The sequence below is a fragment of the Silvimonas sp. JCM 19000 genome, assembly GCF_054652575.1.
Genome location: NZ_BAAIHC010000014.1, coordinates 95,104 through 112,333 on the forward strand (window position 1 = coordinate 95,104; position 17,230 = coordinate 112,333).

Genomic DNA, 17,230 nt, shown 5'->3' on the forward strand with positions numbered 1-17,230 from the left:
GCCCGGAAAGCTTACGAATAAACGCCGACATTCACGCTCCTGCCGGATTAAGGCGTCCTTGGGGGAGGCTGGCACAAGCAGTGTATTAGCCAGCACTGTTGCTCAACATAGTTGCGCCTGCAGCGTTCCGCTAGCGACATTCTGGCAAGCGGCAACGGCGGCAGCGCAGCCATAGACAAACTGCTGAACAATCCGCCAGAAGGGCAACTGCCCCCCGCCAGAACCCGCGCTCTTTAAAGCGCCGCGGCGATCTGCTCGCGTAACCATTGCTGCGCCGGGTCGCGGTGTACTCGCTCGTGCCACAACATGGTCATGGCATAGCCGGGCACTTCGACGGGCGCTTCGGTGACTGTCAGTTCGGGCGCGTTGCGCACCAGCCGCTCGGGCAGCATCGCCACCAGATCGGTCTGCGCCACTACCGCTTTGACGATCAGAAAATGCGGCACCGACAGCACCACCTTGCGGCTCAGACCCAGTTGCGCCAGCGCCTCATCGGTGATGCCAAAAAAGCCTGCGCCGTCGGGCGAGACCATCACATGTTCCAGCGCGCAAAACTGTTTGCGCGTGGGCGGCTGCTGCAAGGCCGGATGCCCGGCGCGGCCGACCAGTACATAGCGCTCATCAAACAAAACCCGCGCATGCAAACCGGGTGGCGCACCGTCGCGGGTATGAAATGCCAGATCGATATCGCCCTGCTCCGCCTGACGCGCAATGCGGGATGGCACCATTTCCACCACCGCCAGCCGCGTGCCCGGCGCCTGCGCGCGCAACGCGGCCAGCGCGGGCAAGACGATGGTGCTGCCGCCGTAATCGGTGGCGGCCACGCGCCATACGTGTTGCGCCTGGGCGGGATCAAATTCATCCACCGCCGCCACCGCATGCCCCAGCGCCTGCAGCGCCGCACGTAAAGGCTCACGCAACGCATTGGCGCGCGCGGTCGGCCGCATGCCGCGCGGGCCGGGCAGCAGCAAGGGGTCGGCAAAGTACTCACGCAGACGCGCCAGATGCACGCTGACCGAGGGCTGCGACAGATGCAGCCGTTCGGCCGCGCGCGTGACATTGTGCTCCGCCAGCAGCACATCCAGCGTGAGCAACAAGTTGAGATCCAGCTGGCGCAAATTAAGCATGGCTATACCTGCAATTCTGTAAATTCATTTCAACTATACCTGCGGCGCGCTTAGGCTTGCTTCATCAAAACGCAGGAGTTATCGCAATGAATGTCTTGTTGGTCTACGCCCATCCCGAACCGCGCTCGCTCAATGGTTCGATCAAAAACTTTGTGGTGCAACGGCTGCAAGCCCAAGGCCATCAGGTGCAAGTGTCGGATTTATATGCCATGAACTGGAAAGCGCAAATCGACGCCGCCGACGCACCGCAGCGCGACGCCAGCCAGCCGTTTAACGCATCGGCCGATTCACAAACGGCTTATGCCAACGGCCAGCAAAGCGCCGATATCGCCGCCGAACAAGACAAACTGCGCTGGGCCGATGCGGTGATTCTGCAGTTTCCGCTGTGGTGGTTTTCCATGCCCGCCATCCTTAAAGGCTGGGTGGAACGCGTGTATGCCTACGGCTTTGCCTATGGCGTGGGCGAGCATTCGGATCGGCATTGGGGCGACCGTTATGGCGAAGGCAATATGGCGGGCAAACGCGCCATGCTGATCGTCACCACCGGCGGTTGGGAAAGCCACTACGGCGCGCGCGGCATCAACGGCCCGATCGATGATCTGCTGTTCCCGATACATCATGGCGTGCTGCATTACCCCGGCTTTGCCGTGCTGCCGCCGTTTCTGGTGTACCGCAGCAGCCGCATGGACGCCGATCGTTTTGCCAGCATCGAAGCGCAACTGGGCCAGCGCATGGACCAGTTGTTCAGCACCACGCCGATTGCGTTTCGCCAACAGAACGCGGGCGATTATGTGATTCCGGCGCTGACGTTGCGACCCGAAATCGCCCCGGACACCAGCGGCTTTGCCGCGCACGTCGCGGCCTGATCACCACACAGCAAACCGGCGCGCGCACTCGGTTTGCCACGCTGCGCCCGCATGCCGGGCTGCCGCGTCCAATAACGAGGCCACCGCTCTTCACTTCTTATTGGCTGGGCATTCCGGCGTGGGCGCGTCGTCTGGCAGCGGCAGTTGCGCCGCGCCGATGCGCAACACGCGCTGCGGCAAGGTGGCCACCTGATACTGACCATCGCGGAGTGCTTGCCGCCACGTGGCGCAGCCGACTGTCTGGTACGGCAAGCGCCCCACCACGGTCCATAGGCCGGCGGTGTTTTCGCGCAGCAAAGACAAGGACTCAAACCGGCCGCCAATCAGCATATCGGGATGGCCCTGGCCATCCATATCCAGCATGAACACTTCGCAGGGTTGGTCTTTCAGGCGCAGACACATGGGCAGCGCGCCGCTGCTTTTGCGCCAGTCCATGGTGCTGAAGCTGGCGGGCAGGTGCTGCCCACGCGGCCATACCGTTACATTGGCCTGCCAGTTCACCGCGTCGTTGGCAGGGGCAGAGGTATCGCCAGAGCGGCTATGCAGTTGCAGCGCCAGGCTGGCACGACGACGCAAATCGGGGTCCGGGGCGGTGCTAACCAGCTGGCGCAAAGCGGCGTCGCCAAAGCGGCCGCCCTCATGGCGCAGACTGTCTACATCGAATACTTCTGCCGGCACCTGGCCTGCGGCCAGCCGCGCCATCTGGCTATCCACCTCGATGCGTGCCGGGTCGACCAGCGGCGACAGCAAAGCCAGCAAGGTGGCGACGGTGAGCAGCGCACACACGATGTTCACGCGCGCCAGTCGCGATTGCCATGGGCCACGCTGCGCCGTCGCCCACAGATAGCCGGCGGCATAGCTACTGAGCACCAGCAAAGCAGCGGCCACGCCCACGCGATCGACGCTCCAGCCGTATTGGTCAACACGCAAATTCAGTGCGTAAAGCGCCAGTGCAATCACTGGTGCCAGCAAGCCCGCCGCCAGCCGCGCACTGTTGCGTACGATGCGCGGCAGCTCGGCGTAGACCACCCCATTCTGGAATGCGGCATTGAGCAAGACGATCAACAAGAGCGCAGCCACCACTAACAATTGCGTGGCATGCCGTGTGTACCATAACGCATCGACGCCAAACGCGGGCAGGCAGAGCAAAAACGCGGCAATCAGCACCGTGGCCACCGGCAGCAACCACGACAGCAAGCTCAGCCCCAGCGTGCGGATGCCGCGAATAATGCCGGGGCGCACATCGGTCAATTCCATACCGCAGGCAAACGCCGCCGCCGTCAGCGGAAGAATCACCCAGCCTTTGCTCAGCACTTGCTGCAGCAAAGTGCTGCCTACCAGCGCAAACAACGCCGCCCCAAGCCACAACGTGCCCCAGAGCACCAACGTAAACGCGGCGGAAAACAGGATCTGGATGGCCAGTTTCCAGGCCATCTCAAAATAAGTGGGATACGCCGCCACCCAGCGCTGATCGCGCGCCCCCGCCAGTACCATGCTGTGGCCCACGTAAAACACGCCGATCAGCAAGCCCACCAACCACGGCGTGGGGTAATGCGTGTGTAGGCTGCAGCCCATGGTCACTTCCAGCGCACACGGACTGCGCCACACGGCGTAACACCCCGCGCCGATCAGAATCAGCGCAGTGATGCCTACCCACGGCGCCAGCACCCGACGCGGCAAATGGCCCACGCTGGAGATCAGTTGCAGTGGAATGAAAAACGCCAGTAACAACAGCGGCGAAAACAGATATTCCGCGGTGGCGGGCCAGGCCTGCGCGGGGGACGCCTGGAACAAGACATACAGCAAAATGCCCTGCAGGCCGCCCAGCTGCAGGCGGATCACGGCATTGCGTCGGCTGGTGCCGGCATCGGCCAAGGGGCCATCGAAAGTCACATCCGTATTGAGCATCGCGGCGCTGCGTTTGTTGGCGTGGCCGCAAGTATACGGATGCGCGCAACGTTGGCTAACGGGCCAGCGGGAGCGTGTCTCCCGCCAGCCACAGCCGCAGCTCAGAGCAGCTTGTCCAGCGTAATTGGCAGATCGCGGATGCGTTTGCCGGTGGCGTTGTACACCGCATTGGCAATCGCCGCGCCCACGCCGGTAATGCCGATTTCGCCTATGCCACGCGCGCCGATCGGGCTGTGCGGGTCGGCGATATCGGTCCACATCACGTCGATTTCCGGTACGTCCAGATGCACTGGCACGTGGTATTCGGCCAGCGACGGATTCATGATGCGGCCACTGCGCGGATCAAACTCGGTGGCCTCGGTCAGCGCCAGCCCGATGCCCATCACGATGCCACCGCGAAACTGGCTGGCCGCCGTTTTGGGGTTAAGAATACGGCCGGTATCAAACGAGCCGAGAAAGCGCGTCACGCGCACTTCGCCGGTAATGCTGCTGACCTTCACCTCGCAAAACTGCGCGCCAAAGGAATGCATCGAGTAATGCTGCAGTTCGGCCGGTTCGGGCGCGGGCGCTTCGCATTGCAAGGCGGTGTGTCCGGCGTGCTGCAGGATGGCGGCATAGCTTGCGCCGCGCGTGGCGTCGCCGCGCACGGCCAGGCCGCCGTTAATGGCTTCCACCTGATCGCGCTGGAAACCCGCCAGTGGCGAATCGCCGGTGGCCAGCATCAATAGCTGGTCGATCAATTGCTCGCCCGCCGCAATCACCGCAGCGGCAATCGACGCCGTTTGCGAAGAGCCCCCCGCCAGCGAACCCGCCGCCAGCGTGGTATCGCCCAGTTCAAACGTCACCTGTTCCAGCGGCAAGCCAAAGCGTTCGGCGATGTGCTGGCTTTGCGCGGTGGCCGTGCCCATGCCCATTTCGTGCGCGGCAATCGACACCGTTAAATGACCATCATCCGTCAGCCTGATGCGCGCGGCCGCGCCGGGCATGCGGTAGTAGGGATAGGTGGCGGTGGCCACGCCCATGCCAATCAACCATTCACCGTCGCGACGGCTGCGTGGCACTGGATTGCGCTGGTCCCAACCAAAGCGCTCGGCCCCGCGTTGATAGGCTTCCAGCAAATGGCGCGAAGAAAACGGCAGGCCTGACACCGGGTCTTTGCTCGGTTCAATGCGGCGGCGCAGTTCAATCGGGCACAGCTGCATCTGGTCGGCCAGCTCGTCGATGGCGGACTCCAGCGCAAAGGTGCCGATCGATTCGCCGGGGGCGCGCATAAAGGTGTTGACCATCATGTCCATGTCGGCCACTTGCTGCGCCACCTTCAGCGCCTGCGTGGCATACAGATGGCGCGCGGGAAAGCTGAATTGCTCCGGGCAAGCGTTATACGGCGTCATCGCGGCCACGCCGGTGTGAATCAGCGCGGTTAACTGGCCGTCTTGCGTGGCACCCAGCGCCACGCGCTGTTCGGTGGTGGTGCGGCCGCCCACAATGCGAAACACGCTGGCGCGGCTCAGCACAATGCGCACCGGTCGTTGCGCCAGTCTGGCTGCCGCGATCGCCAGAATCTGATGATCCCACAGCGCCTTGCCGCCAAAGCCGCCACCCACATACGGCGACAACACACGCACGTTTTTCTCATCAATGCCGAACAGTTGCGCGATGGTCCACGCGGTGCCGTTGAGCATCTGCGTGGCGTCGTGCACGGTCAGTTCATCGCCTTGCCACGCTACGGTGGCGGCGTGCAGTTCGATCGCGTTGTGGTTGTAGCGCGGCGTGCGATAGGTGGCATCGACTTTGAATGCGGCGGTTTTCAGATTGGCCTCGGCATCGCCGATTTCGATGGCAGGCGGTTCGCCGAGGATGGTGTCGGGCGCGCGCGCCTGGCGCTTGGCCGCGTCAAAATCGGTTTTGGCCGGCAGTACGTCGTAGCGCACTTCGATCAGGCTGGCGGCGTATTCGGCTTGCTCGTGCGTTTCGGCCAGCACCAGCGCCACCGGCTGGCCGTTCCAGTTGATGTGTTCGTTCTGCATCACCGGCAAGGTACTGGCGCCTACTGCTTTGGGCGCTGTGCCAAACAACGGTGGGTTGTGCAGGCGCGGCATGTTCTGGTAGGTCAGCACCAGAATCACGCCCGGCGCAGCGCGTGCGGCTTCGGTTTTGAGCTCGCTGATGCGGCCACGCGCAATCGAGCTGTGCACCAGCGCGGCATGGGCCAGATGTTCATACGGCACTTCGGCGGCAAAGCGCGCCTTGCCCGCCACCTTGAGCGGGCCATCCAGCCGTGACACCGGTTTGCCGATCATGCCGTGCCGATGCATGACCTCATCCGGCGTTACGCCCGGTTGCCATGGCGATGGTGCGGGTTGCTGTTCGGCGTTCATGCGCGTGCCTCCGTCAGTTGCTGCAGCACCGCGACGATCGTGCGGCGCGCCAGTTCGATCTTGAAGCCGTTGTCACGCAGGCCACGCGCTGCCGCCAGTTCGGCATCGGCTGCCGCCAGAAATGTCGCTTCTGTGGCCACCTGCCCGCGCAACACGGCCTCGGCCTTGCTGGCGCGCCACGGCTTGTGCGCCACCCCGCCCAGCGCCAGCCGCACATCGCGCACCCGGCCTTGGGCGTCCACATCCAGCGCCGCCGCCACCGACACCAGCGCAAACGCATAGCTGGAACGATCCCGCACTTTGCGATAGGCCGAATGGGCGGCAAACGTCAGGGCTGGAATCTCGATGGCGGTGATCAACTCATGCGGCTGCAATTCGGTTTCGTGCTCGGGGTGCGCGCCGGGCAAGCGATGCAGTTCGGTCAACGGCAAGCTGCGGCTGCCCGCAGCGCCTTGCAGATGCACGATGGCATCCAGCGCCGCCAGAGCCACGCACACGTCCGACGGATGCGTGGCCACGCAGTCATCCGACGCGCCCAGGATGGCGTGATAGCGATTAAACCCCTGCAGCGCATCGCAGCCACAGCCGGGCTTGCGCTTGTTGCAGCGCGCGGCCTCGTCATAAAAATAGGTGCAGCGTGTGCGTTGCAGAATATTGCCGGCCACGGTGGCCATATTGCGGATCTGCGCGCTGGCCCCGGCCAGTATCGCGCGCGACAGCAGCGGAAATGCCTGGCGCACATGCGCATCGGACGCGAGCGCGGTGTTCTTGACCGCTGCGCCAATCAGCATGCTGCCGTCGGCGCGCACTTCGATGCTTTGCGCGAGCGGCGTCACATCCACCAGCACCTCGGGCTGTTCGATGTGTTCGCGCATCAGATCAACCAGATTGGTGCCACCGCCCAGGTAACGCGTGGCGGCCGTGGCGTTGGCCAGGCGGATGGCGCTGGCCGCATCGGTGGCGCGCTCATAGCTGAATGGATTCATGCGTTGGCGCTCCCGAAGGTGGCGTTGATTGCGTCGACGATGCCGTTGTAGGCGCCGCAGCGGCACAGATTGCCGCTCATACGCTCGCGCACTTCGTCATGATCAAACGCAATGCGTTGCGCGGTCAGATCGGCCGTTACCACGCTGGGCACATTGCGTTCCAGCTCGTGCGCCATGCCGATGGCCGAACAAATCTGGCCCGGCGTGCAGTAGCCGCACTGAAAGCCATCGTGCTCGACAAACGCGGCCTGCAGCGGGTGCAAGGCGTGCTCATCGGCCAGCCCTTCGATGGTGGTAATGGCGCGGCCCTGATATTGCACCGCCAGGGCCAGACAGGCGTTGATGCGCTCGCCGTCCACCAGCACGGTACAGGCGCCACATGCGCCCTGGTCGCAGCCTTTTTTGGTGCCGCTTAATCCCAGATGCTCGCGCAACAAATCAAGCAAAGACGTGCGCACATCGGCTACAACCTCAACCGCGTGCCCATTGATAGTGAATTGCATGTTGGATACTCCATGGCGATGCCAGCAACAGCGGCGGCTTTGGCCCAACGAGGCAGAATTCTTACTATAGGTGCCTGGATTTATTCTTGATGCAGACAGGGAGGGCGGCCGGAATGTTCCTGCCGAGCGGAAACTGCGAGGTGCCGAGTGACCACAGCGCGGCGGCCGCAGCCCGCTCCGGCCATGCACTCAGCTACGACGATACAGCGCGGCCTTGCGCCCAGCGGCATCGGCTGCGGCCAGTTCCTTGGGGCTTAGCATAAAAGGGCTGTCCGGCCCCAGCCGCTCGATCACCAGATCGATAAACGCGCGCACGCGCGCGGGCTGGGCGGCGCGGCTGCCGTAATAGACATACACGCCCATGTGGTCGGTCATGTGCTCGCCCAGCACGGTCACCAGGCGGCCGCTGCGCAAATGCTCGGCGACGGCGCAGCCCGGGAGTTGCGCCAGAACCTGGCCTGAGAGCACGGCGTGCATTTCCAGTTCGCCATCGTTGGTCGACATCGTCATCGGCAAACTGCGCTGCACGATGGCGGAGCCGACGCGCAGATACCACGGCATCAGTTGGCCCGTGCCGGGATGACGAAACGCATTGCAGCGATGCATCGACAATTCTTCCAGCGTCTGCGGCGCGCCGTGGCGGGCGAGATAAGCGGGCGTGGCGCAGATGACCAGTTGTAGCGGAAACAGGCGGCGCGCAATCAAGCCGTCTGCTGGCGGGCCGCCGATGCGGAAGCCGACGTCGACACGGTCTTCGACCCAGTTGCCGATGCTGTCGTCCAGTTGCACATCGGGTTGCACGTCGGGATGGCGATTGCAGAATTCGTCCAGCACCGGCCACAAAATCGGCGCAAAAGTCGAGCGTGGACCCACGATGCGCAAGGGGCCGGCGATATCGCCCTTGGCGGCGCGCACGCGTTCCAGCGCCCGGTCCAACGCCGCCAGCGCCGGCTGCGCGGCTTCCAGAAATTGCTGGCCTTCGTCCGTGAGCGCGATCTGGCGTGTGGTGCGGTGGAGCAAGCGCACGCCCAGATGCTGTTCCAGTTGCGCCAACGCCTGGCTGGCGGCTTGCGGCGTCATGCCTTGGGCCACGGCGGCTTTACGCAAGCTGCCCAGTTCCACCGCTTTGGCAAAGGTGGCGATGGCGCGCATTTCGTTGATCGCCATATTGGCTCCGGCATAAAGGGCAAGCGGCCATTATCAATAAATACTTGCTACTGATTCAAGGCCAAATGCGCTAGCCGCGTGATAGCGATATGCCTAAAGTGCGGGTCAGCACCGGATGCCGCGGCGCGCAGCAAAGCAAAAGCCACAAGCGTCGTTCGCCGCATCCCCGTTTTATCTGTGCTTTTCTCCATTCAGCAGGTTTACCCGGAGCAAATATCATGACCACCAACACACGCGCCTACGCCGCCACCTCGGCCACCACGCCGCTGGGCCCTTTCCGCTTTAACCGCCGCACGCCGCGCAATGACGATGTCTCGATCGAGATCCTGTATTGCGGCGTCTGCCATTCCGATTTGCACACCGCCCGCAATGACTGGGGCTGGAGCAGCTATCCGGTGGTGCCGGGCCACGAAATCGTCGGCCGCGTGACCGCCGTCGGTTCGGACGTTAAAAACTTCAAGGTGGGCGACCATGTGGGCGTCGGTTGCATGGTTGATTCCTGCGGCCATTGCGCGTCTTGCAACAGCGGCGAAGAACAGCATTGCGCCGAGATGTTCACCATGACTTATGGCGCCCCCGATCGCATCGACGGCAGCATGACCCAGGGTGGGTACTCCGACAACGTGGTGGTGAAAGAACACTTTGTGTTGCGTATGCCGGACGGCCTCGACCTCAAAGGCGCTGCGCCGCTGCTGTGTGCGGGCATCACCACCTGGTCGCCGCTGAAAAACTGGGGCGTCAAGGCCGGTAGCAAAGTGGCCGTGGTTGGCCTGGGCGGCCTGGGCCATATGGCGATCAAGCTGGCCAAAGCCATGGGCGCCGAAGTGACGTTGTTTACCCGTTCGCCCGGCAAAGAGGCCGATGCGCAACGCCTGGGCGCGGCGCATGTGGTGGTTTCGACCGACGAAAAACAGATGGCCGCGGTTGCCAGCAGCTTCGAGTTGATCGTCGACACCGTGCCCTATGCCCACGATCTGAACCCCTATGTGCCGACGCTGGCCGCAGGCGGCACCATTGCGCTGGTCGGTTTCCTTGGCGATCTGGAGCCGCCGCTCAATACCATGCCGATGGTGATGGGGCGCAAGGCGCTGGCGGGTTCCTTGATTGGCGGCATCAAAGCCACGCAAGAGATGCTCGATTTCTGCGGCGAACACGGCATTACTTCGGATATCGAAATGATCCGGATGCAAGACATTAACGATGCCTACGAGCGCATGCTCAAGAGCGACGTCAAATACCGTTTTGTGATTGATATGGCGTCTTTGAAAGAAGCCGCCTGATCAAACGCAGCCGGTCTGGTAAAAAGCAAAGCGGCGAGCCGGTAAAGCTCGCCGCTTTGTTTTTGGGCGCCGCGTTCGCCTTAGCGCCAGCGTGCACCCGGCGTCCGCACAAAGGCCTGATAGACATAGCCCCAAGGCACGGCCAGGTAAACCAGCAGCACCATCGAGCAGGCAAACACCGATGCCACGATGCCGGGATCAAGCTGGCCAGCCAGCCATTGCGGCAAGGGCACGCGTGCCAGCCACAGGGTTTTCCAGAGCACTTCCCACAGCAATACCGGCAGCATTTGCAGCGGATAGCGCAAGCCCAGCAGGCACAGCAGCGAAAACGCCGCCAACATGCACGCCACCGTGCCTTCCATCAATTCCCAGTGTTGGCCAGCGCGCAAGACGCCGGGCCAGACCACCGCGCCCAGGCCCAGCGTAATAAACAAATACATAGCACGCAGGGCGTACAGACGTAATAGCGAGACCTCAGCCGGGCCAGCGAGAGCGCTTGCTTCAATGCGGGTCAGCGTGCTCATCATTCCACCTCTTTCAGGATTTTTTCGACCGAGCCCAGCCGCGTTTCAATGCGGCTGAGTGTGCTGTGCAAAGCGGCGATCTGGCGGCTGGCCTCGGCCTGGGCGGCGGTGGCGCTATGGGCCAACTCGCGGTAGGCCTCGTCATGCCGAGCGCGCAAGCGGGTCTGGATGATGGCGCTGAGATAGCGCATCGCAAAAATCAGTACAAACGCCAGGGCCGGAAAGAAAAACGCGGCGAAGATCATGTTCTCGGACATCGGGGGCCTCAGGTCAATCAGGGGTTGAGAGCGTCTGGACTGCCGCGACGATCAGCGCCGGGCTCAGCTCAAGCTTGAAATCAGTCACTGCAAAGTAATTGAGCGCTTTGCCATCTTGCGAAAGCTCAAGCTGGCTGCTGACAAGCCCGGCGGCCTCCAGCTTCTGCAAATGCAGATGCAGCAGGGGCCGGCTGATGCCGAGTTCTCTGGCCAGCTGGCTGACGTAATTGCGGCCGCCGCTCGCCAGCATGGCCACGATGCGCAGCCGATGCGGGTTATCGAGCGCGGCCACCTGGGCCAGCAAGGCATCGCCAGAAAGGGCTTGGGTTTCGCTTGTCATATGTAAACAATATTTTACACGTGACATGAAGTCAAGTTCATATGCCAGATTTTTTTCAAGGTGCGGGGGCAAGGCCGGGCCACTGACGCCGTGCCCCCGGGATGAGCTCGCTCCGCGCGCTTGTCACGCCGTGTATCAGCCCGGTCGCCGCTGGGGTATACCGCTACGTGGCGTTTCACTTGCGGCAAGACCGGCATTGCCGCCGCCCGCTATGCTGAACGCATCACGTCCTCCATACCCGAAGAAGAACCGTCATGACCGTTAACCGGCCTACCCTGCGGCGCTGGCTTGCTGTGTGCAGCCAGGCGCTGGCGCTTACTTTGTGCGGCGCATTCAGCGCGCACGCTGAACCTTCCGCCCCGCCGCCCTTGCCGCCCACGGCAGACGGTGCTGGCCCCAATGGCCCCGGCCCGGCCAACACCGCGCCTGCTGCGCCGGTTTTGCGCACGGTCAAAGCGCAGCGCAGTTGTTCCGATCTGGCCGCATTTGATCTGACCACCATCGGCGGTGCCGGTAGTCGCATCACCGCAGCCAGCACGCAAACCTCACGCCAGAACGTGCAGGTATGCAAGGTCGAAGGCGTCCTGGCGCCCTCGATCAAGTTTGAGATTGATCTGCCCACGCAAAGCTGGACCCAGCGTTATCTGCAACTGGGTTGTGGCGGCTTGTGCGGCAATATCGGCGGCCCGGCCAGTGTGGCGCAGGGTTGCGTGCCGTTTCAGACCGGTGGTTTTGTTACGGCATCCACGGATATGGGCCACAGCGGCAACGACGCCAGCTTTGGCGATGACCCGCAAAAGCGCGCTGACTTTGCCTATCGGGCGCAGCATTTGACCGCGCTCACCGGCAAGGCGCTGTTGCGCCGCTTTTATGGCCAGCAAGAGGCCTATGCCTATTTTGACGGTTGTTCTGATGGCGGCCGCGAAGCCTTGATGGAAGCGCAGCGTTATCCCGACGATTTCAACGGCATTCTGGCCGGTGCGCCCGCGCTCAACTTTCTGACGCAAAACGCGATTTATCACGCGTGGCAGGCGCGCGCCAATACCGACGCTGACGGTAAATCCATTTTGATTGCTGCGCGTTTGCCCATCCTGCATCAGGCCGTACTCAAGGCCTGCGACAAGCTGGATGGCCAGGCCGATGGCCTGATCAGCAATCCGCTGGCCTGCCACTTTGACCCGGCCACCATACAGTGCCCGGTCGCCGCGACCGACAAAAGCGCGTGTCTAACCGCCGCAGAAGTCGGCGTGGTGCGCAAGTTCTACGCGGGTCCGCGTGATGCCAAAACTGGCGTGCGTTTGACGGCGGGCCAGCCCACCTTCGGCTCGGAGCTGGCCTGGGCTGGCGTGTATGTGCCGCAGTCGCAGGATGAAGGCACCATGAGTGCAATGGTGTCGATGCAAGTGCTGCAGCATCTGGCGTTTACCGATCAGCCGCTCAAGCAGCTGGCCGATCTGCAATTTACCCAGGCAACGTTTGATCGCCTGCGCGCGCGCCATCCGTTGTATGACGCCACCAATCCCGATCTGTCCGCCTTTGTCAAAGCCGGCGGCCGTTTGATCTTGTGGCATGGCTGGGCCGATCCGCATATCTCGCCGCTGAACAGCATTGCGTATTACACGGCGCTGCAGCAGCAACTGGGCAAGGCGACCACGGACGAGTTTTCGCGTTTTTATCTTTTCCCCGGCATGTATCACTGCGGCAATGGCGAAGGCCCGAATCAGGTCGATCTGCTGACGCCGATGCTGAACTGGGTAGAAGCCGGCATCGCGCCCGATGCGGTGATTGCCAGCCATACCGAGCAAAACGGCTTTGGCATGGGCGGCGGCAGCCCCGGCGGTGAAGGCAAAGGCGGCAAAGGCGGCCATCGCGGTCCTCCGGGCGGCGGTGGCATGGGCGGTGGCATGGGCGGTGGCATGGGCGGTGGCATGGGCGGTGGCATGGGCGGTGGCATGGGCGGTGGTGGTGGTGATATGGGCGGCGGTATGGGTGGTGGGCAGCCGCCCATGGGCGGTAAGCCGCCGCAAGATGGCGCAGGTGGGCCGCCCGATGGCGACGCCAAAGCCGGTGGCAAATTCGAGCATGTGCTGAGCGCGCGCCCGATCTATCCGTGGCCGTACACCACCGTCTACAAAGGCAATGGCTACGTCGACCAGGCCAGCAGTTATCAACGCGGCCCCGCCATCGACCCGGCCGTCATCAAAGCGGCGCTGCAGCCATGGGCGGGCAGCGACTTCTTCAAGCCGTACGCGCCGACCGCGCAATAAGGCTGCGCCCCGCCGCGACTGCCACAAGCAGTAGCGGCTGGGGCATCACCTCGCTTGCGCCTGTTTTCCTGATACTGGTCCGACTGGCTGTGTCGGCGGGGCCTGCGGCAGCAACGTTATACTGCAAGGCAGATGACGCTTGGCGGCCCCAGCTCCGCACAGCAACGACAAGACCAACAACAGGGGAAACAGGCTATGTCCCACCTTGAGCCCATTACGCCGTTTACCGGCGAAGAAGGCTTTGTGGCGCTCGCGCCGTTTTTGCGCGCCAGCATCGCTGGCGCAGATATGAACGCGCTGGCCGAAGTGGCGCTGCAGGCGGTGCACCGCGCGCCCGAGCAAGCCGAGCGTTGGCTGAATCTGTCCACCGCCATGATGGCCGCTGGCCGCGAAGACCTGGGCTTGTCGATCCAGTCCGAAGGCCTGGCTGCGCAAACGCTGTTCCGCCGCGCCGCCGCCATCCAGCCGGCCCGCGTTACCGTGCTGATCTTTGCCGCACCCGGCCCGCTCAGCGTCAATACGCCGCTCGACTGCCTGCTGGAATTTACCGACGTCGAATTGCTGTTCTGTTATTTGCGCCCGGATGCGCCTATGCCCACCAGCGTGCCTGATCACGATGTGGTGTTTGTGGCGATTGGTGAATCGGTCGAAACCCGCGATACCCTGGCCCGTTTGTCGATCGAACTGGCGGGCTGGCCGCGGCCGGTGATCAATCCGCCGCAAAACATCCCCAATATCGCGCGCGATACCGCCAGCGCCCTGCTGCAGGATTTGCCCGGTCTGGTCATGCCGCCGTGCTGGCAACTGGCGCGTACCGATGTGCAGCTGTATGCCTCGGGCGTGCATTCGGTTTGCCCGGATCTGCATTACCCGCTGATCGTGCGACCGCTGGATTCGCACGGTGGCCATGGCCTGGCGCGCATTACGGATGACGCCGGGCTGGCGGCTTATCTGGCGCAAGCGCCGCAAGCCGAGTTCTATATCGCCCCGTTTATGGACTATCGCAGCGCCGACGGGCAGTTCCGCAAATATCGCGTGCTATTGCTGCGCGGCGAGCCGTTTGCTTGCCATATGGCAATTTCCAGCGACTGGATGATTCATTACGTTAACGCCGGCATGTATGAAGAAGCGGCCAAACGCGCCGAAGAAGCGCAATGGATGCGTGATTTCGCCCCGTTCGCCGCCCGCCACAGCCGCGTCTGGCCCGAACTGTTTCAACGCGCTGGCCTTGATTATCTGGCCATCGATTGCGCCGAAATGCCCAACGGCGATTTGCTGATTTTCGAGATCGACCACGCCATGGTCATCCACGCCATGGATAGCGAAAGCATGTTCCCGCACAAGCAAGACTGCATCGCGCTGGCGCGAGAGGCGGTACGACGTTATTTGCTGCAACTGAGCGGCAAGGCGCAATGATGAATCCACGCAACGCCCTTAATTTTTCTGGCGGCCCCGGCGCCTTGCCCGAGACCGTGCTGCAGCAACTGGCGCAAGCGCTGATTACCGAGCCGGTGACCGGTTTGTCAGTGCTGGGCATCAGCCATCGCTCGAAATGGTTTGCCGACGTGGTGGATGAGCTGGAAGCCAATATCCTCGGCCTGCTTGGCATTGCCCGTGGCTACAAGGTGCTGTTTCTGCAAGGCGGTGCCACGCAGCAGTTTTCCATGATTCCGATGACCTTGCTGCGCGGCGCCACCCGCCCGGCCGAATATCTGCAAACCGGTTACTGGAGCCAGAAAGCCATACCGGAAGCGCAGCGCGAAGGGCCGGTGCGCGTGTTATGGAATGGCCAGCCCGAGCAATACCAGCGCCTGCCCGCCGCGCAAGAACTGGATTGCCACGCCGACGCCCCCTATCTGCATTACGCCTCGAATGAGACGGTGGAGGGCATGCAGTTTCAGTACGTGCCGGGCCTTGATCGCGTGCCGCGTATTTGCGATATGTCGTCGGATTTTCTGTCGCGCCCATGCGACGCGGAGCGCTATGCGCTGATCTACGCGCACGCCCAGAAAAACATCGGCCCGGCCGGGGTGACCGTGGTCTTGCTGCGCGACGAAATCATCGAGCGCGTGCCGGCGGATTTGCCCGGGTTTCTCGATTACCGCGCCCAGGCCCATGCGCGTTCCAACTTCAACACGCCGCCGGTGTTCGCCATCTACACCATGCTGCTGGTGACGCGCTGGCTAAAGCAGGACATCGGCAGTCTGAGCGCCATGGATCAGCTCAATCGGCAAAAGGCCGCGCGCGTGTATGCGCAACTGGACGCCAGCAACGGCTTTTATCGCGGTCGCGCCCGGCAGGCAGATCGCTCGTTGATGAATGTGTCATTCAACCTGGCCACGCCCGCGCTGGAGCAACAATTCTTGCGCAGCGCCGAAGCCGCAGGCCTGAGCGGCCTGGGCGGACATCGTTCGGTGGGTGGTTTGCGCGCGTCCTTGTATAACGCGGTGACGTTGGCGGCGGTGGATACGCTGGTCAGCTTTATGGCCGACTTTGCGCATCAGCACCGCCATGCCATGCCGGATTAAAGCGGCAGATCAGCCCGCCCGCGCCCGGCGGCCACGCAATACCGCCAACAAACTGGCGGTATCGGCGTCGGGCGTGCCTGGCAGGCGCCAGTACTTGCGACCATCGGGGGTGCGATCGAGCAATTTCATCGAGACCAGCTCGCGCCGCAACATCACATGGTCGTTAAAGGTCTGGCATTGCTTGAGCGGCTGGTTGATCTGGGCTTCGGAATATTCGCCCGCAGGGGGCAAGACATCCCATGCTGCCCACAAGCAGATTTGCTGCTCGCTGAACTTGTTGGGCCAGCGCAGCAAACGGCCCTGTTCGTCAAAGTGGCGCAGCAAGCGTTTGACCGCAGGCACGACGGCGGCTTCTTGCGCTTCTTGTTGTTTAACGGTTTCGCAACTGGCACGCAGATGCTGGAAATTGGCAAAGCCCGCGGCCTTGGCCAACATATTGAGGATTTGCAGATGGCTGGGGGCGTCCGGCGCTTCCGCCCATTGCTGTTTGAGCGAGCGCGCGAGTTCGGAGATATTGCTGCTGTAAAACGGATAGATGGGTCGAGACATGGTCAGAATCCTGTCAACGTGCCCTGTCTGCAAAGACTGCCGTGGTCGCCATTACGGCTCGGCACAAGATTCGGCCAAGCGAGAAAGTTCGGCTGTAACGCCTGGCAGGTTTAGCGTGGTTCCAACATGGACCGGCGACGCCTGGGTGAACTGCAGACCCGGCCGGAATGCTGCCACAACTGCGCGCCACGCGGCAAGCGCCCCCTCCCGGCGGCGGATCCGTGAAATACCCATAGGGTGGGTCTAGACCCACCACTCAAAGTGGCTGGCCCGTATCGCGCTACTTGTATATGGATTGGTGAGGTGGGTCGCGACCCACCCTATGCATTTCGCAAGCAGCACTCCAACACCCATAGGGTGGGTCGAGACCCACCACCCAAAGTGGCTGGCCCGTATCGCGCTACTTGCATATGGCTTTGGAAGGTGGGTCGCGACCCACCCTATGCATTCGCAAGCAGCACCCCAACACCGATAGGGTGGGTCTAGACCCACCACCCAAAGTGGCTGGCCCGTATCGCGCTACTTGCATATGGCTTGGTGAGGTGGCTCA

Annotated in this window: 15 protein-coding genes; 5 read left to right on the forward strand and 10 right to left on the reverse strand. The window is 62.8% G+C overall.

Features of this window, described 5'->3' with window-relative positions:
- Positions 1 to 233: 233 nt before the first annotated feature.
- A complete protein-coding gene (locus ACYQ1A_RS13770) occupies positions 234 to 1,127 on the reverse strand; it encodes a LysR family transcriptional regulator (RefSeq protein ID WP_499362853.1) in 894 nt (297 codons plus the stop codon).
- Between the two features lie 86 nt (positions 1,128 to 1,213).
- Here ACYQ1A_RS13770 and ACYQ1A_RS13775 point away from each other — a divergent pair, with 86 nt between their 5' ends.
- Positions 1,214 to 1,993 carry an NAD(P)H-dependent oxidoreductase gene (locus ACYQ1A_RS13775; RefSeq protein ID WP_499362855.1) on the forward strand — a complete coding sequence of 260 codons (780 nt, stop codon included), beginning with the start codon at positions 1,214 to 1,216 and terminating at the stop codon, positions 1,991 to 1,993.
- Between the two features lie 90 nt (positions 1,994 to 2,083).
- Here ACYQ1A_RS13775 and ACYQ1A_RS13780 read toward each other — a convergent pair whose 3' ends face one another.
- The 5 genes from ACYQ1A_RS13780 to ACYQ1A_RS13800 all read right to left on the reverse strand — a co-directional run bounded on the left by ACYQ1A_RS13780 (position 2,084) and on the right by ACYQ1A_RS13800 (position 8,935).
- The gene (locus ACYQ1A_RS13780; RefSeq protein WP_499362857.1) at positions 2,084 to 3,901 is read right to left on the reverse strand and encodes a DUF4153 domain-containing protein; all 1,818 of its coding nucleotides are present in this window, start codon (positions 3,899 to 3,901) and stop codon (positions 2,084 to 2,086) included.
- A 101-nt stretch (positions 3,902 to 4,002) separates the two neighbouring features.
- Positions 4,003 to 6,279: a xanthine dehydrogenase family protein molybdopterin-binding subunit gene (locus ACYQ1A_RS13785; protein WP_499362859.1), complete on the reverse strand. Its 2,277-nt coding sequence runs from the start codon at positions 6,277 to 6,279 to the stop codon at positions 4,003 to 4,005.
- The gene (locus ACYQ1A_RS13790; RefSeq protein ID WP_499362861.1) at positions 6,276 to 7,265 is read right to left on the reverse strand and encodes an FAD binding domain-containing protein; all 990 of its coding nucleotides are present in this window, start codon (positions 7,263 to 7,265) and stop codon (positions 6,276 to 6,278) included. Before ACYQ1A_RS13790 ends, ACYQ1A_RS13785 begins: the two co-directional genes overlap by 4 nt.
- Positions 7,262 to 7,768 carry a 2Fe-2S iron-sulfur cluster-binding protein gene (locus ACYQ1A_RS13795; protein ID WP_499362862.1) on the reverse strand — a complete coding sequence of 169 codons (507 nt, stop codon included), beginning with the start codon at positions 7,766 to 7,768 and terminating at the stop codon, positions 7,262 to 7,264. The genes ACYQ1A_RS13790 and ACYQ1A_RS13795 overlap by 4 nt, the downstream gene beginning before the upstream one ends.
- Before the next feature lie 189 nt (positions 7,769 to 7,957).
- Positions 7,958 to 8,935, reverse strand: a complete 978-nt coding sequence (locus ACYQ1A_RS13800) for a LysR family transcriptional regulator (protein WP_499362864.1) — start codon at positions 8,933 to 8,935, stop codon at positions 7,958 to 7,960.
- 218 nt (positions 8,936 to 9,153) lie between these two features.
- Between ACYQ1A_RS13800 and ACYQ1A_RS13805 the strand changes: the two genes are divergently transcribed.
- Positions 9,154 to 10,215, forward strand: coding sequence for an NAD(P)-dependent alcohol dehydrogenase (locus ACYQ1A_RS13805; RefSeq protein ID WP_062225184.1), 1,062 nt, complete (start codon positions 9,154 to 9,156; stop codon positions 10,213 to 10,215).
- An 80-nt stretch (positions 10,216 to 10,295) separates the two neighbouring features.
- Here ACYQ1A_RS13805 and ACYQ1A_RS13810 read toward each other — a convergent pair whose 3' ends face one another.
- Genes ACYQ1A_RS13810 through ACYQ1A_RS13820 form a run of 3 tightly spaced genes read right to left on the reverse strand, consistent with a single transcriptional unit; the run spans position 10,296 to position 11,336 of the window.
- On the reverse strand, positions 10,296 to 10,742 hold the full coding sequence (locus ACYQ1A_RS13810) for a hypothetical protein (protein WP_499362866.1): 447 nt from the start codon (positions 10,740 to 10,742) through the stop codon (positions 10,296 to 10,298).
- A complete protein-coding gene (locus ACYQ1A_RS13815; RefSeq protein WP_499362868.1) occupies positions 10,739 to 10,996 on the reverse strand; it encodes a hypothetical protein in 258 nt (85 codons plus the stop codon). Before ACYQ1A_RS13815 ends, ACYQ1A_RS13810 begins: the two co-directional genes overlap by 4 nt.
- Positions 10,997 to 11,009: 13 nt before the next feature.
- Entirely contained in the window at positions 11,010 to 11,336 is a 327-nt protein-coding gene (locus tag ACYQ1A_RS13820) for an ArsR/SmtB family transcription factor (protein WP_062225185.1), read from the reverse strand.
- Positions 11,337 to 11,590: 254 nt separating this feature from the next.
- Between ACYQ1A_RS13820 and ACYQ1A_RS13825 the strand changes: the two genes are divergently transcribed.
- From ACYQ1A_RS13825 to ACYQ1A_RS13835, 3 genes are all read left to right on the forward strand, one after another.
- Entirely contained in the window at positions 11,591 to 13,603 is a 2,013-nt protein-coding gene (locus ACYQ1A_RS13825) for a tannase/feruloyl esterase family alpha/beta hydrolase (RefSeq protein ID WP_499362870.1), read from the forward strand.
- Between the two features lie 195 nt (positions 13,604 to 13,798).
- Positions 13,799 to 15,019 carry an ATP-grasp domain-containing protein gene (locus ACYQ1A_RS13830; RefSeq protein ID WP_499362872.1) on the forward strand — a complete coding sequence of 407 codons (1,221 nt, stop codon included), beginning with the start codon at positions 13,799 to 13,801 and terminating at the stop codon, positions 15,017 to 15,019.
- Positions 15,016 to 16,131 carry a phosphoserine transaminase gene (locus ACYQ1A_RS13835; protein ID WP_499362874.1) on the forward strand — a complete coding sequence of 372 codons (1,116 nt, stop codon included), beginning with the start codon at positions 15,016 to 15,018 and terminating at the stop codon, positions 16,129 to 16,131. Before ACYQ1A_RS13830 ends, ACYQ1A_RS13835 begins: the two co-directional genes overlap by 4 nt.
- A 9-nt stretch (positions 16,132 to 16,140) precedes the next feature.
- Here ACYQ1A_RS13835 and ACYQ1A_RS13840 read toward each other — a convergent pair whose 3' ends face one another.
- A complete protein-coding gene (locus ACYQ1A_RS13840; RefSeq protein WP_499362875.1) occupies positions 16,141 to 16,680 on the reverse strand; it encodes a DUF2087 domain-containing protein in 540 nt (179 codons plus the stop codon).
- Between the last annotated feature and the right edge of the window lie 550 nt (positions 16,681 to 17,230).